Origin of the sequence: Pollutibacter soli (genome assembly GCA_029269725.1) — a bacterium.
Taxonomy (GTDB): domain Bacteria; phylum Bacteroidota; class Bacteroidia; order Chitinophagales; family Chitinophagaceae; genus Pollutibacter; species Pollutibacter soli.
The window spans coordinates 151452-168461 of record JARJHS010000009.1 but is presented as its reverse complement, the minus strand read 5'-3'; the positions used below and the strand labels follow the sequence as shown (position 1 = coordinate 168461).

The 17010-nt window shown below is 42.2% G+C and carries 8 protein-coding genes; 6 read left to right on the top strand and 2 right to left on the bottom strand.

The window, feature by feature from the left end:
- The first annotated feature begins 21 nt into the window (after positions 1 to 21).
- The 5 genes from P2W82_RS20155 to P2W82_RS20135 all read left to right on the top strand — a co-directional run bounded on the left by P2W82_RS20155 (position 22) and on the right by P2W82_RS20135 (position 12820).
- A complete protein-coding gene (locus P2W82_RS20155) occupies positions 22 to 2418 on the top strand; it encodes an ABC transporter permease (protein ID WP_336517737.1) in 2397 nt (798 codons plus the stop codon).
- A gap of 69 nt (positions 2419 to 2487) precedes the next feature.
- Complete coding sequence (locus P2W82_RS20150) at positions 2488 to 4944, top strand: ABC transporter permease (RefSeq protein WP_336517736.1); 2457 nt, start codon at positions 2488 to 2490, stop codon at positions 4942 to 4944.
- A 144-nt stretch (positions 4945 to 5088) separates the two neighbouring features.
- Positions 5089 to 7503 carry an ABC transporter permease gene (locus P2W82_RS20145; protein ID WP_336517735.1) on the top strand — a complete coding sequence of 805 codons (2415 nt, stop codon included), beginning with the start codon at positions 5089 to 5091 and terminating at the stop codon, positions 7501 to 7503.
- A 221-nt stretch (positions 7504 to 7724) separates the two neighbouring features.
- On the top strand, positions 7725 to 10163 hold the full coding sequence (locus P2W82_RS20140; RefSeq protein ID WP_336517734.1) for an ABC transporter permease: 2439 nt from the start codon (positions 7725 to 7727) through the stop codon (positions 10161 to 10163).
- A 290-nt stretch (positions 10164 to 10453) separates the two neighbouring features.
- Positions 10454 to 12820 carry an ABC transporter permease gene (locus P2W82_RS20135; protein ID WP_336517733.1) on the top strand — a complete coding sequence of 789 codons (2367 nt, stop codon included), beginning with the start codon at positions 10454 to 10456 and terminating at the stop codon, positions 12818 to 12820.
- A 360-nt stretch (positions 12821 to 13180) separates the two neighbouring features.
- On the opposite strand, the gene P2W82_RS20130 is transcribed toward P2W82_RS20135, so the two are convergent.
- On the bottom strand, positions 13181 to 13984 hold the full coding sequence (locus tag P2W82_RS20130; protein ID WP_336517782.1) for an IS3 family transposase: 804 nt from the start codon (positions 13982 to 13984) through the stop codon (positions 13181 to 13183).
- Positions 13985 to 13989: 5 nt separating this feature from the next.
- Complete coding sequence (locus P2W82_RS20125; RefSeq protein WP_336517732.1) at positions 13990 to 14385, bottom strand: transposase; 396 nt, start codon at positions 14383 to 14385, stop codon at positions 13990 to 13992.
- 150 nt (positions 14386 to 14535) lie between these two features.
- Here P2W82_RS20125 and P2W82_RS20120 point away from each other — a divergent pair, with 150 nt between their 5' ends.
- Positions 14536 to 16908 (top strand): ABC transporter permease, encoded by a 2373-nt coding sequence (locus tag P2W82_RS20120; protein WP_336517731.1) that lies wholly within the window; start codon positions 14536 to 14538, stop codon positions 16906 to 16908.
- The last annotated feature ends 102 nt before the right edge of the window (positions 16909 to 17010 follow it).

Sequence of the window (17010 nt, the reverse complement as noted above, 5' to 3'; positions counted from 1 at the left end):
ACGATCAACTAACTGACAACTATGATCAAAAACTATCTTAAAATCGCCTGGCGTAATTTATTAAAGAACAGAAAATCCTCCATGATTAACATTGGTGGACTGGCTATTGGTATGGCGGTAGCTACATTGATAGGCTTATGGATATGGGACGAAATAACCTTTGACCGGTATCATTCTAACGCTGAGCACGTAGCCCAGGTATATCAGCAACAAACTTCCAATGGCCATATTTATACGCAGCAGGCGTTGCCATTTCCTATGGGCGAAGAATTGCGAAACAGCTATGGCAATAATTTTAAGTATATCGCAATGGCTTCCTGGCAGGGTGATCATATGCTCAGCAAGGATGACAAACATTTGTACAAAAACGGAATCTACATAGATAAAGATGGTCCCTTCATCCTTTCTTTAAAAATGTTGAAAGGCAGTCGGAACGGTCTTTCCGAACCTAACAACATCTTAATTTCAGAAAGTACAGCTAAAGCATTTTTTGGAGACGCGGATCCGTTGAATCAATCCATGAAGATAGATAACAAGCTCAATGTAAAAGTTACAGGTGTATTTGAAGATCTACCCTACAGTACAACTTTTCGTGAACTCAAATTTATTGCACCCTGGGACTTATATAAAACCTCCGAAGACTGGCTGTCCCGCGCCGCAACACAATGGGACAATAATTCATTCCAGTGTTTTGCCCAGATTAATGACAACACAAATTTTGCAGCCGTCAACAGGAGCATCGAAAAATCAAAGCTGAACAAAGTAGATGAGGAAGATAAAAAATTCAAAGCAACCATTTTCCTGCATCCGATGAAGGAGTGGCACCTGCGGTCTGCCTGGAAAGAAGGCATACAAACGGGTGGGCAAATTGAGTACGTATGGATGTTTGCAATTATTGGCGTGTTTGTTTTACTACTGGCATGCATCAACTTTATGAACCTGAGCACTGCGCGTTCTGAAAAAAGGGCGAAAGAAGTAGGTATCCGGAAAACGGTAGGTTCATTCCGTACACAACTGATCGGTCAGTTTCTTTGCGAATCCCTGATGGTTGCCTTTATCGCTTTCGTCTTTTCTGTTTTACTGACACAACTCGCATTGCCATGGTTTAACCAGGTGGCGGACAAACAAATGAAAATATTATGGGATAACAAATGGTTCTGGTTAGCAGGCCTGGGTTTCTCATTTATTACAGGAATAATTGCCGGTAGTTATCCCGCATTCTATCTTTCCTCTTTTCAACCCGTCAAAGTTCTCAAAGGAACATTCAAGGCAGGGAAACTTGCAGCCCTACCAAGAAAAGTACTGGTGGTTACCCAGTTTTCAGTATCGGTTGCACTCATCATCAGTACAATTATAGTTTATCAGCAGATTCAGCATACTAAAAATCGCCCTGTAGGTTATGACAGAAATAATCTTGTAACGATATATATGCAAACACCGGACTTCTACGGTAAATATGATATACTGAGGACCGAACTTAAAAAGCAGAATGCCATCGTTGAAATGGCGGAATCGTCCAGTCCGGTTACGAATGTCTGGAGTAACAACGGAGGTTTTAACTGGGAAGGGAAAGACCCTGATCTCACCGCCGACTTTGCCACTATCTGGGTAACTGCCGAATATGGCAAAACAGTAGGTTTTGAAGTTAAGGAAGGGCGTGATTTTTCCCGGGAGTTCAAGGGTGACAGTGCTTCACTATTGATCAACGAAGCAGCAGTAAAATTTATGAACATCAAAGATCCTGTAGGTAAAATAGTGCGATGGGGAAATGGTCCGGATGCGGATGTTTTTACGATTGTTGGTGTTGTGAAAGATATGGTAATGAGCTCACCTTATGAGCCGGTTAAACAGGCAGTGTATATCCTGACCAATAATAATGTAAGTGTTATTAATCTGAAGCTAAATCCACAAAAAAGCACATCGGAATCTCTTGCCATAACTGAAAAAGTATTCAAACAGGTAATCCCTGCTGCACCATTCGATTATCGTTTTGCTGACCTGGAGTATGGAAAAAAATTCTCTGATGAGGTTCGCATCGGTAAGCTGGCTGCCTTCTTTACAGTTCTTGCAATCATCATCAGTTGTCTGGGCCTTTTTGGTCTGGCTTCCTTTGTGGCGGAACAGCGCACTAAAGAAATTGGTATAAGGAAAATAGTGGGCGCATCCGTATTTAATTTATCAGCATTGTTGTCGAAAGATTTTGTGATACTCGTGGGCATCTCCTGCGTAATCGCAGCGCCGCTTGCGTATTACTATTTGCATGGCTGGCTCCTGAAATACGATTATCGTGTAGGTATTTCATGGTGGGTATTTGTCGTTGCTGCTGTCGGCTCGATGGTTATTACACTTTTGACAGTTTCCTTCCAGGCGATAAAGGCTGCACTGGCAAACCCTGTGAAATCACTCCGGACGGAGTAACGTTCAACGTTAACCGTTGAACGTTGAACGAACAACGATGAACGATCAACGATCAACTAACAGAAAACTATGATCAAAAACTATCTCAAAATCGCATTCAGAAACCTTTCAAGAAAAAAAGGATTTACGCTGATCAATATTCTTGGTCTTGCATCGGGAATGGCGGTATGTCTGCTGATAGTGCTTTTCGTAAAAAGCGAACTCAACTTTGATACTTATCATAAAAGAGGAGATCATATCTATAGAATGGTTCTCGATCGGAAATACCCGGGGCGAACCAACTCCTATGCAATAATTCCTCCTTCCATCGGAAAAGCTGTAAAGTCTGAATTTCCGGAAGTGAAAGAAATGGTTCGTGTTTTTGATTTCACCGGAGATGATGGTGGCTTCTATATAAAAATCGGTGATAAAACGTGGGAAGAAAAGAGTGTGGTCATGGCTGACTCAAACTTCTTCCAAGTATTCAGTTCTGATATCATCGCCGGCGATGTAAAAACTCCGCTTGATAAACCACATTCGGTGGTATTGAATAAATCTACTGCTGAAAGATTGTTTGGATCCCCTGCTGACGCTATCGGAAAAACATTTCTGACAGATGCACCTGAAGATAATGTCTTTCAAATCACAGCGGTTTGTGCAGACTGGCCGGCAAATAACCACTTCCGTTTTAATATGCTGTTGTCTTCTACGGCCCAGCCTTTCCTTCGTGAAGACAACTATATCAATTTTGCCGCTGCAACGTATTTTTTGTTGAATCCTGATGCATCTCCGAAAAAACTGGAAGCAGGATTTCCATCTATCGTAAAAAAATATGTGGCTGGAGGAGTGGAGAAGGGATTTGGAATGAGCCTTGAACAGTTCGAGAAAGCAGGAAACGGATATTACTATTATCTGCAACCATTGTATTCAATCCATCTCGATTCAGACCTGGAAAGTGAACTTGGAGTCAATGGTAGTCGGAAAGGAGTTACCATTTTCAGTATCATCGCCGTATTTATTCTTGCCCTGGCATGTATTAACTTCATCAATTTGTCGACGGCGAGATCAGTGGAAAGAGCAAGAGAAGTCGGACTAAGAAAAACATTTGGTTCCGAACGAAAATACCTCATCGCACAGTTTCTGCTGGAATCTGTGGTGATAAGCCTGATCAGTATCTTAGTTTCAATTTTTCTCATTGCAGCACTTCTTCCGCTGTTCAATCAACTTTCAGGAAAGGAACTGACCATCCGGTATTTTCTTGAGCCATCACAATTGTCATTGATCATTGTATCTTCAATATTGATCGGAATTATTGCAGGCATCTATCCTGCATTCATTCTTTCTTCATTTAAACCGATCATGGTTCTTAAAGGCAGGTTTCGATCCAACCTGCAGGGACGTTGGCTACGTAACGGATTAGTTGTTTTCCAGTTTGCAATCTCTGTTGTATTGATCGTTTGCACCATCGTTGTAAACAGGCAGATGAAATACGTGATGGGCGATCAGCTCGGCTTCCAGAAAGATCATATTGTTGTCATCAACAACACCGGTTCGCTTGGTGATCAAACCAATGCATTCAAAACTTCTTTAAAGAGAATTTCCGGTGTTGAAAATGCTACGAGAACTACTTCTCTTCCCGGCCAGCAGAACTATTTTGGAATCAGTTATGATGTACCAGGAACCGACAAAACAGTAACGGGTCGCGCTAGTTTCACTGATGAAGATTATGCTTCTCTGCTTGGACTTGAATTAAAAGAAGGTCGATTTTTCAATCCTTCTTTTACCACCGACAGTTTCGCAGTTGTATTGAATGAAAAAGCGGTACACGATCTCGGCTTAACAAATCCTGTAGGCACAAAGGTTACTACACCGGAAGATTTCCTGAACAGACCCGACGGCAGCAAAATTGAATACACCATCATCGGTGTAATCAAGGATTTTCACTACCAGTCGCTGCATCAAAAAATCAATCCGCTCATCTTTAATAATGCCATTCGCTTCGGTCAGGCCTCACCGGTAATAGCAGTGAAAATTAAAGCAGCAGATTTTTCAAGGTCGATTGCGCAGGTGGAAAAAACATGGCAGCAGTTCGTTAAAGACAGGCCTTTCTCTTATGATTTTCTAGATCAGACCCTGGCGAAGCAGTATCGTTCAGAACAGATCATGCAGAAGATTTTCACGGTGTTCTCATTGCTGGCCATTTTCATCGCTTGCATTGGACTGCTGGGTCTTGCTGCCTATGCCACACAGCAGCGCACACGCGAAATCAGTGTGAGGAAAGTCCTGGGTGCAAATGTTGGAAATATAGTAACGATGCTGTCAGCAGATTTTCTGAAGCTGGTACTGATCGCTACACTGATCGCTTTTCCTGTGGCCTGGTGGATGATGAGCAGCTGGCTGAACAATTTCGAATACCGTACACATCTCAGTATCTCGATTTTCATTGTGGCAGCAATTGCTGCAGTTTTTGTTGCGCTGTTTACGATCAGCTTCCAGGCGATTAAGGCCGCGATGGCGAATCCGGTGAAGAGTCTGCGAACGGAATAAGGCTGAACGTTTAACGTTGAACGCAAGACCTAGAGGAAGTAGAAACCGTGAACCGGCTGATCAAACTAAGAACTATGAACAAAGAACCTGCCTGCCGCCTGTCCGGTAGGCAGGGCAGGCAGGCTATAAACTAACTGACAACTCATGATACGCAATTATCTCAAAGTCGCCCTTCGCTACTTATTCCGCTACAAAACCTACACTGCAATCAACATCACCGGCCTTGCAGTGGGCATCGCCGCCTGTATCCTGATCATGCTGTTTGTAAAAAGTGAATTTACCTACGACAAATTTCACAGCAAATCAGATCAGGTATATCGCGCGTGGCAACATGAAAAATATGAAGGACAGGATTTCATTAATACTGTTACACCACTTCCAATGGGCGCAGCTTTGCAGGCCAATTATCCTGAAGTGGAAAACAGCTGTCGCGTTTATGCGATGAATCCTGTGATCAAACTAAACAACAACTCATTCAGTGAAGATGTGCTGATGGTCGATTCCGGTTTCTTCCGGATGTTCGATTTCAAACTCGTTTCAGGAAACCGTGAAAATCCATTTCCGTTAAATAATACTGCAATTCTTACGGAACAACTTGCAAAAAAATACTTTGGCAGTTCTGATGCGGTAGGAAAGACTTTCGAAATGCAGGTGGGCGACGAAAAGACAATCTTTACCGTAAGTGGAATTGCAAAACCAGCACCGGAAGAATCAAGCATCAAATACAAGATGCTGATCCCCTACTCCAATGCAAAATTCATTTTTCGTCCCGGCCTTTTCAACAGCTGGTTTAACGTATACAACGAAACGTATGTACAGCTGAAAAAAGGAACGCAGCCAGCTGCTCTTGAAAAGAAATTTCCAGAGATGCTGAAACAGGTGCTGGGTGAAGATTATAAAGAAGGAGCTTTTCTCATACACCTTCAGCCCATCACCGATATCCATCTCAATTCATCCCTGCCTGCCGGGAACGAACCCATCAGCAATCCGAAATACTCTTACATCCTTGGAACAATCGGAATACTGATCTTACTGATCGCCTGTATCAATTTTATAACATTATCGATCGGAAGGTCTGCAACCCGCGCGATGGAAGTGGGGGTTCGGAAAGTACTGGGTGCTGAAAAAAAACAACTCATACGACAGTTCTGGGGTGAAGCATTTTTGCTCACCTGCATTTCTGTTGCTGTTGGGATTCTGCTGGCAGCATTATTTATAAAACCATTTAATAGCCTGACCAACAGAAATCTTTCTTTAAGTCCTGACTTTAGTTTTGTCGGATTCTGTTTTCTTCTTATCGGGATCGTAGCATTGATTGCAGGAATGTATCCATCTTTTATTCTTTCTTCATTCCGGCCAGTTGAGGTATTAAAAGGGAAACTCAAACTGAACACCAATACCAACTGGCTGCGGCAAAGTCTAGTCACCGGTCAATTTGTAGCTTCCATCGTAATGATAGTTTCGGCTATGATTATAGGTGAACAAATGAGTTTTCTGAAAAACAAAAATCTTGGTTATGATAAAGAGCAACTGGTTGTCGTACAAACGCATATGCAACGTGGTGAAGGGATGCAGTTCGGTGAACGTTTTCGTAATGAGTTGCTGAAACATCCGGAAATAAAAGATGCAGCGGTGTCCATGTACAGTATGGCGGAACCAGGCTGGATCGGACTCGGGTTTACAGATGACAGCAAGGTTTATCACAATTTTCAATTCAACGCTGTTGATGCACAATGGATGCAGCTGATGGATATAAAAGTGAAGGAGGGCCGGTTGTTTTCAAAAGACAATCCTTCAGATGTCACTTCTGCAGCGGTAGTAAACGAAGCATTCCTTAAAGAATTTAAAATTGAAAACCCCATCGGCAGGAAACTGCCTGGAAAATTTGAACAACAGATTATTGGTGTAGTGAAGGATTTCAACTTTCAATCACTGCATTCGACTGTTGCTCCATTATTATTGACGATTCTGCCGGATACCGTATTCAGAAGAACAGAAAATATATCCGTACAATATTCTACACAGCCGCGGATTACAATTCGTATGAAACCTGGCAACATTGCAGGAAATATTTCTATCATCGAAAAAACCTGGAAAGAGCTGGCCCCTAACCAGGATTTTGACTACGCATTTCTTGATGACAAGATTGCTACTCTTTATGCAACTGAAAAACGGACAAGTGATATTGTGCGTGTTGCTTCATTGCTTTCCATTTTCATTGCGTGTATGGGATTGTTTGGGCTGGCAACACTGACGGTAATTCAACGTACAAAGGAGATTGGCATAAGAAAAGTACTCGGTGCAAAGGTTTCAACTCTTGTGGCATTACTGGCGAAAGATTTTATCAGGCTGACATGCATAGCCGCTGTTATTGCTTCGCCGCTGGCCTGGTGGTTTATGAAGGATTGGCTGAAGGATTTTGCATACCGGGTGAATATCCAGTGGTGGGTTTTTGTTGTAGCGGCAATAGTGGTGATGCTGATTACATTGATTACAGTTTGTATGCAGGCGATCAGGGCAGCGCTGGCGAATCCGGTGAAGAGCCTGAGGACTGAATAGGCAGGAGGAACAGCCGGCGTCTGCGACTCATAATATTTACTGTTTTTGTAGAGACAAGGCATGCCTTGTCTCTACAAAAAACAGCCGACTCTTCCAATTCTGAACCCACTGTCACAATGAACCGTGTACGGTGAACTTTCTTCGGCTGTTCCAACTAAGAACTATGAACTATGAACTATGAACTTCTTTCAATTTTTAACTTTCCACTTTAAACTCCCACCATGCTCCGCCACTACTTCAAAATAGCCCTCAGAAATCTCGCCCGTCAAAAAGGCTTATCCCTGATCAATATTCTCGGCTTGTCGTTGGGGTTAGCCTGCTTTGCACTATTTCTTTTATATGCTGTAAATGAATTTAACTTCGATCGCTTCCATAAGAATGCCGATCAGATCTTTAGAGTGTACAGATGGACAACCGCCATGAACGGCGAAGCTCCGGAAGGCGACTCCTATCTCCCATCACCCTTAGGACCGGCAATGAAACAGGATTTACCAGATGTAGTAAATTTCACCAGACTGCAAACCGGCTGGGGCGAAAGTTTTGTAAAAGCAGATGGTAAGGTCACCAGAGCGATTGTTCAGTTTGCCGATCCGCAGTTTTTCACCATGTTCGATTTTCCTTTGAAATATGGCTCGCGACAAACAGCATTGAAAAATTTGCAGGATATCGTTATCACAAGAGACCAGGCAATGCAATTTTTCGGGAGTGATAATGTATTGGGAAGGTCGATCGAAATTAAAATCGGAGAAACCTTCACGCCATTTACTGTCACCGCCGTCGCTGAAGATATTCCTGCGAATTCATCTATCCAGTTTGCGATGATGGGAAATTTTGAATACTGGGAAACAACGGCGGGTGGCAAACGTGGAGTAAACAACTGGCGCCGATCTGCATATCAGACTTATATACAACTGAAAGAAGGCAGTGGACTCGCTAATGATGTTTCAAGATTGATTGTGTTTCGCTCAAAATATTATCCTGATGAGATTAAAGCATTGAAAGAACGCGGCAATAAATGGGAAGGTAATGAGCCGCCCGTGAGATATGCACTTCAATCTCTGAAAACAGGACATACAGATACATCAGTTTACAGTGGCACAGTGGAAAGCATCAATCCAAACACGATCTGGATTTTGCTGAGTATAGCTGCAGGGATTCTTCTGATTGCTTGTATCAATTTTACAACTTTGGCCATCGGTCATTCCGCCCGTCGTGCGAAAGAAGTAGGTGTGAGAAAAGTAATTGGCGGTGAAAGAAGCCAACTCATGTTCCAGTTTCTTGCAGAATCGATCCTGCTTAGCATTCTTTCCGCAGTACTCGGATTGATTTTCGCAAGATTAATGCTTCCTTATTTCAATGAATTGTCCGGACGAAAACTGACCTTCTCACTTGAACTATATCCTGAAATGATCTGGATGTTTGCGGGATTAATTTTGTTGGTTGGATTGCTGGCCGGCAGTTATCCGGCTTTGATATTATCCGGTTTCCGACCAGTTGAGGTTTTGAAAAGCAAGATCCGCGTGAACGGTTCAAATATTTTTACAAAATCGCTTGTGACATTTCAGTTTGCATTATCGATAGGCTTAATCATCAGCACCATCATCATTCTTCTTCAAACAAATTACATGAGTGAAAAGAATCCGGGATTCAATAAAGAAAATGTGGTGATAATCGATGCAAGTGAAACCAAATCAAAGGAAATATTCCCTTTGTTGAAACAGGCACTTGCATCCCGTGCAGATATCGAAGGAATAGCTGGCGCAGAACTCGGCCTTGGCGAAGGAACAGGCTGGAGCCGCCAGGGCTTTGAATACAATGGAAAACCAAAAGAAGTTTTTGAATATTTTATCGACACCGGATACATACCTGTCATGGGAATGCAGATGGCCAGCGGAAGAAATTTCAGTTCCGATTTTGCTGACGACACATTGAAATCAGTAATTATAAATGAAACCATGGCCCGTGATTTTGGCTGGACAAATGAAACTGCTATCGGTCAGCAACTCACAGGATACGCGGAAAATCTGACACCTGTTGTAATTGGCGTCGTAAAAGATTTTCATTTCCGGCCGATGAAAGAAAAACTGATGCCGCAATTGTTTCACCAGTTTCATGACTATGCACCATTTAAATTTTTTGTAAGATTGAAACCCGGAAATCCAACGCCGGCGCTTGCAGCAATGGACAAAGCCTGGAGAAATATTGTTGCCGATCTTCCATTCAAATACCGGTTCCTGGATGAGAGTCTGAATAATTTTTATAATGCAGAAAAAACCTGGAGCAGGATCATTGGCTGGGCAGGAAGTATTTGCGTGTTCCTTGCGTGTCTTGGATTATTCGGACTTGCGGCGCTCTCCGCTATCAACAGAACAAAAGAAATCGGTATCCGTAAAGTGATGGGCGCTTCATTAACAGGCATTGTACGTTTGCTATCAAAAGATTTTCTTTTACTCGTATTGATTGCATTAATTATTGCAACTCCGATCGCATGGTATTATATGAATCAGTGGCTGCAGAATTTTGCATACCGGATTAATATCTCCTGGTGGATATTTATTCTTGCAGGAATGCTGGCATTTGTTGTAGCATTATTTACTGTCGGTTTCCAGGCGATCAGGGCGGGAATGGTGAATCCGGTGAAAAGTTTGAGAAGTGAGTAGTAAGTAGGAACAGCCAGCCACTGAGATTGGAAAACTTTTTCTGTTGTCTGATTCTGTTTTTTGTTTGAAGCAGCAGGGAACAGATAATTTTAATCACCAAACATCTGAAGCCAAATGCCGAAAATCAGCAAAGTGGCGGTTTAAAAATGAAGTTAGTTAAAAATAAAACCTGACGCCATTTTGCAGATGATTATCGCACAGATCTCCTGCCTGCTGCCCGCTGCCTCCTATGAACAAACACATATAAACTAAAAACTGGCTGTTCAACTAACAACTAATAACTGACAACCATGCTCAAAAACTATCTCAATATTGCCTGGAGAAATATTTCGAAAAACAAAATATTCTCCTTCATCAATATTTTCGGTTTAGCCCTGGGCCTTACCTGCAGCATATTCATTTCACTCTGGGTGCGCGATGAATATGCCGTCGATTCATTTCATAAAGACATTGATCTGCTTTATGTAGTGACCAGTCGTGAGTATTCCGGCAACGAACTTACCGGAAGTTACGATACACCCGGAATGCTGGGCGAAGAACTACCGAAAAAATTTCCTGAAATAGAGTACGCCAGTAGTTATGCATGGAACTCATGGCACACATTCGCTGCAGGCGATAAGCTGATGAAAATTCCAGGCAATTTTGCAGGGAAAGATTTTTTTTCTATGTTCAGCTATCCCCTGATCCTTGGCACTAAAGAAACAGCTATCAATTCCCCGGTCAGTATCGCTATATCAAGAAAGATGGCAGAGCAATTTTTCGGAAGCCCTGAAAAAGCCATGAATCAAACATTTCGCTTTGAAAACTATCGGGATTTGAAAGTAACCGCAGTTTTTGAGAACCCTGGAAACAACGTGTCATCAAAATTTGAATACGTCATCAACTGGAATCTGTTTAAAGAAAGAAACAGCTGGATCGAAGACTGGCACAACAGTGGACCAACAACTTTTTTGAAACTAAAACCGAATACTGATGCCCTTGCATTCAAAAAAAGGCTTCAGCATTTCATAAAAAATTATGATAAACAATATTCTGATCTAGACCGACTGGAATTGGATATTCAACCTTACGGTGATCAATACCTGCACAGTAATTTTAAAAATGGGTATGTATCAGGCGGACGGATTGAATATGTGCAGATTTTTCAACTGGTGGCCATTTTTATCTTATTAATTGCCTGCATCAATTTTATGAACCTGAGCACAGCACGTTCAGTAAAAAGAGCGAAAGAAATCGGCGTAAGAAAAGTGGTTGGTGCAGCAAAACGTTCGCTTGTATTCCAGTTTCTTTTCGAAGCATTTGTAATGGCATCGATATCCATCACATTGGCTGTTGTACTTATCCAGATTTTACTTCCGCAGTTTAATTCAGTTACCGGAAAAACCATCGTATCTCCACTATTGTCGGGCAATTTCTGGCTGGGGATGTTTGCACTCACCGTTATCACTGCTATAATTGCTGGCAGCTATCCGGCATTATTACTTTCATCATTTAAGCCAATAGCTGTTTTGAAGAACAAAATCAAATCCGGCGATTCCTCCGCAGCTTTTCGCAAGGGGTTGGTGGTGTTTCAGTTTGCTTTGTCAGTGGTGTTTATTGTAAGCATGATGGTTGTTTCGAAACAGGTTAGTTATATACAGAACAAACACCTCGGCTATGAGAAAAATAATCTGTTGTTCATAGCAACAACCGGTACTCTGGCTGATAACTTTGAGCTGTTTAAACAGCAGGCCGGGCGAATTCCCGGAGTCAGTTCGGTCAGCTTTAGTTCTCAACGACCTTTTCTGATCGGTAATACCACAGGAAGTGTTGAGTGGGAAGGGAAGTCACCTGATAGCCGGCCCAATTTCACACAGGTAGCAATTGATTACGATTTTATAAAAACAATGCAGGCAGAATTGATAGCGGGCAGGGATTTCTCTCACGAGTTCGCAGACAGCAATTCCTATATCATTAATGAAGCCGCGCTCAAGACTATCGGGTATTCGGATCCGGTAGGGAAGGAAATTACATTCTGGGGTACGAAAGGACCGATCATCGGAGTGGTTAAAAATTTTCACTTCAATTCACTTCATGTTCCTATCACCCCACTCATTATTCGTCTTGACAAAGAACAACACTGGGGCTATGCATTAATTCGTCATGAAGCTGCGAAAACCGCTTCAGTAATTACAAGCCTCGAAAAATTACACAAACAAATCAATCCGGCATTTCCGTTTGCGCATCAGTTCGCTGATGAAGAATACAGGGAACTTTACGTTAATGAAGAAGTTGCAAAAAAACTGTCTATGTATTTTGCTGCTCTCGCTATTTCGATTTCCTGTCTTGGGTTATTAGGCCTCGTGATTTTTACTGCCGAACAAAAAACAAAAGAAATCGGCATCCGCAAAGTTCTCGGCGCCGGAATTTCAAATATCATCACTTTGTTATCAGGCAGTTTCCTAAAATTAATCGGGATAGCTATTTTAATTGCGGCACCTATTGCTTGGTTGCTGATGAATAAATGGTTGGAAAATTATTCTTATCATGAACCGGTTTCACCGGGGATATTTCTATGGGCAGGATTATCTGCCTTAGGAATTGCGTTGCTGACAATCGTGTACCAGGCAGTTAAGTCGGCGAGAGCGAACCCGGTGAAGAGTCTGAGGAGTGAGTAGTAAGTAGCCTGCTTTGCGACAGGCAGGCAAGTTGGGAACAGCCGGAGGCTGAGGATAACAACTTGCTGCTTATTTGATAAGCCGATGTTTAGGCAGCAGGCCACATTTAATTTTAATCGGCAAACTACTTATGCAAAACGATTAAAATTTAAGAAGCTTAAATTTTGAATGGTTGTGATTTAAAAACCGACAACTTTTTAAAATAATTGATTGCACCGATCTGCTGCCTGCAGTGTCACGTCCTAAAAAAAGTTGACACTATTACTACTATTACCTTTTTCTTTTTTTGCTTCTTTTTTTCTTTTTACAATCCACATTGTTTTTGTGGATATCGTTTAAAACAATTGATTTTACTGGGGTTTACGCCGCTCGATGTATTTCATTCGGTGTGCAAAATTCCAGTGACATGTGGGGACGAAGGCTGTTGTAGGTGTCTATTGCTTCCCGCACCACTTTTTTCGCCTGTCCAATATCGCTCCAGTTTTCTCCTAAAAGAAATTCATCTTTCAGTATGCCGTTTATCCGCTCTGCTATCGCATTTTCATAACAGTGGTTTTCTTCCGTCATGCTGATTTCCATGTGATACTTCTTCATCAGCCTTACATATTCCTTGCAGCAGTATTGTATGCCACGATCAGAATGATGAATAATACCCCGTTTTCCTTTGCTTTGTCTGAGAGCCATCGTCAGCGATTTTATTCCACCCTCAATGCCCAGGTGGGCTGACAAATCCCAGCCTACAATCTTGCGTGAATACGCATCCGTAATCAAAAACAAATAGACAAATTTTAATCCTGTCCTGATGTAGGTAATATCGCTCACGTAGGCCTGATCAGGACCCGTTAGTACCCTTGTTTTAAGTTTGTTTTTGTACGTATGGAAACGGTGGTAACTGTTGGTCGTTTTTTCATATCGTTTTCTTCGTTTAACCAACAGATTATGCTTCCTTAAAATATCAAAGAACTTGTCACGTCCCAGCGGACGATCCATCTTCTGAACATCCTTGTACATCAGCCGGTAAAGCTTCTTACCACCAATCCTGGGCATTTTGCTGCGTATCCTGTGGATATGATAAAGGATCTGTTTGTCTCTTTGGTCCACCCGCATCTCCACCTTTACTGACTTATAGTAAGCCTGAGGACTGTATCCTAAAAAATAGCTCAGTTCCTTTACCGGCCAGGCTTTTTTCTCCCTGATCCTTTCGATGCCTTCTGTCCTAAATTTTTTTTTACATCCGTCTGGTAATGTTCATTCACCAGATCGATTATAGTTTCCAGAACATCTTTTTGCATTGTCTTTTCCGCCAATGCAATTTTTAATTTCCTGTTCTCTTCTTCCAACTCTCTAAGACGGTCTTTTTCTCCTCTCGTTTCCACGCGTATAACTTTATTTAATAATTGATTCTTGCCAAAATCCTGTAACCATTTCTGTATCGTACTGCCTCCACCAATGCCATACCGCCTCGCTGCCGCACCTATGCTTAATCCCTCTTGCTCTATTTCATTCACCACTTTTTGCTTAAAGCTAATACTATACCGGATAACTGTTCTTGATCTGAATCTCATTTTCTGACAGATTTTTAGTTTGAAAATCTGTCAACCTATTTCAGGACAGGACACAGTCTGTTGCCTCCTATAAACTATCAACTCAAAACTATAAACTTCCTGTAACTTTTCCCGCAGGCAAGCCGTCCCACAGATTCACAACTGAATCTAATGTTCAAAAACTACATCAAGGTTGCGATAAAAAATATCGTGCGGCACAAGGCATTTTCATTCATCAATATTGCTGGTCTTGCTATTGGAATGGCATGCAGCATCTTCATCCTGATTTGGGTGCAGAATGAAACCAGTTACGACAAATTCAATATAAACCGTAAAGAAATTTATCGGGTAGTTGCAAATGCCGGCGACTTTAAAGTTGCCATCAATCCTGCACCGATGGCGCCGGAAATATTGGAAAAATTACCCGGTGTAAAAAATTTCGTTCGACTCACAAATCCAAGTACGGATGTATTCAAAGTTGGCGACAGAAGATTCGAAGAGAAAAGGGTTTTCTATGCCGATTCGACACTCCTCCAGGTATTCACTTATCATCTGGTGAAAGGGGATCCCAAAACTGCACTGAACAGGCCGGATGCCATTCTGATTTCAGAATCAATGGCGAAAAAATATTTTGGAGGAGAAGATGCATTGGGAAAAGTGCTGCTGAAAAATGCAAAAGAAAATGTGTTGATTACCGGTATTCTGAAAGACATACCAGCAAATTCTCATCTGCAGTTTGATTTCATCATGCCCATGTCTGCCATTGCGCAGACCAACAGGGATCTGAGAGAAAAGACCTGGGATAATTTCGATTTTTTCGCATATCTCCAGATGGATAAAAGTTTTAAATCAGATAAAGCGGGGATTGCGGATTTCAATGGAAGAATGACCAGACTCTACCAGGAGCATATTCCAGCCAAAGACATCCCTGCCGAATTTCAGTTGCAGCCATTGACAGATATTCACCTTCATTCAAAATTCCAGGCTGATCTATCCGGTCATGGGAATATTCAATATGTAAATATTTTCTTCATCGTTGCCATTTTCATCATCATCGTAGCATGTATCAATTTCATGAATTTGTCAACAGCACGTTCTGCGCGACGTGCGAAGGAAGTCGGATTGAGAAAAGTGGTCGGAGCCCGTCGTCGGCAATTGATTTCACAATTCCTGGGTGAATCTATGTTGATCACCTTTGTTGCATTACTGATTGCCATCGGCCTTGTATTTCTGCTGATGCCGGCATTCAATAATCTCGCAGGTAAAAAGCTTGCTGTTAATTTATTTGACACAAAAATGATCCTAAGCCTGGTTGGCATTGCTATACTCACCGGGCTGATCGCAGGAAGTTATCCAGCTTTTTTCCTTTCGGGATTTCAACCGGCAATGGTGTTGAAATCCAATATGAAAAAAATGGGTGGAAACCTGGTCTTCCGTAACAGCCTGGTCGTCGTGCAATTTGTAGTATCAATCGTATTGCTTGCAGGTACGATGATCGTTTACCGCCAGCTCAACTACATAAAAAACATGAACCTGGGATTTGATAAATCGAACCTGGTGTATGTTCCTATGAGCGGTGAGATATGGTCGAAACAACAGGCATTCAAAGCAGCGCTTACGAGTAATCCTTTGACCAGCAATTTTGCTGTAACGAATAACCTGCCTGCTAATCTCTCCAGCGGTACACTCTCCGTTGAATGGGAAGGAAAAAATCCGAACGACAAAACGATATTTCCAACGATGCATGTAGACCCTGGCTTTTTCGATGTATTCGGTATGAAGTTGTTGAATGGCCGTGGCTTTTCAAAAGAATTTTCTGCTGATACTTTTAATCTTGTTCTCAATGAAACTGCGGTGAAAAAGATGGGAATGACAACGGCAAATGCTGTTGGAAAATCTGTCAAACTTTGGGATCACACGGGTACGGTAATCGGAGTGGTAAAAGATTTTCATTATAAGCCCGTACAAAATGTTATTGAACCTTTGCTTATCGGCTTTAACAGTTGGGGTGGTACCGTTGTCATACGGACACATCCCGGCAAAACGGAAGCAACGCTAAAAGCACTCGAAAAAATCACGACCCAGATCAATCCTCAATATCCTTTTTCGTATGGTTTCATCGACCAGGATCTGAACAGGCAATACAGTGGTGAACAGCAGATGGGCAGTTTGTTTAATGTGTTTGCAACACTGGCCATATTCATATCCTGTCTGGGGTTGTATGGCCTTTCTGCATTCATGGCCGAACAGCGTACAAAAGAAATCGGTGTAAGAAAAGTGTTAGGGGCATCGATATACAATGTCATCTACCTGCTTTCTACAGGATTTACAAGATTAATTTTTCTTGCGATGCTCATCGCGGTTCCGCTCGCATGGATTGCAATGAACAGCTGGCTCAAGGGGTTTGCATACCGGGTAAATCCCAATTGGAAAGCGTTCGTTGCTGCTTCGGTTACTTCATTGCTGATCGCGTGGCTGACGGTGAGTTTTGAATCATTGAAAGCAGCGATGGCGAGACCGGCAAAGAGCCTGAGGACGGAATAGCTAAAGGCAACAGTGAGCAGGCTCACACAATATTGCAGGGGGCGATGGGAAACAGCCAGGATACAGAATACAGGGAAAAAAGATGTATACTAATTCTGGAGA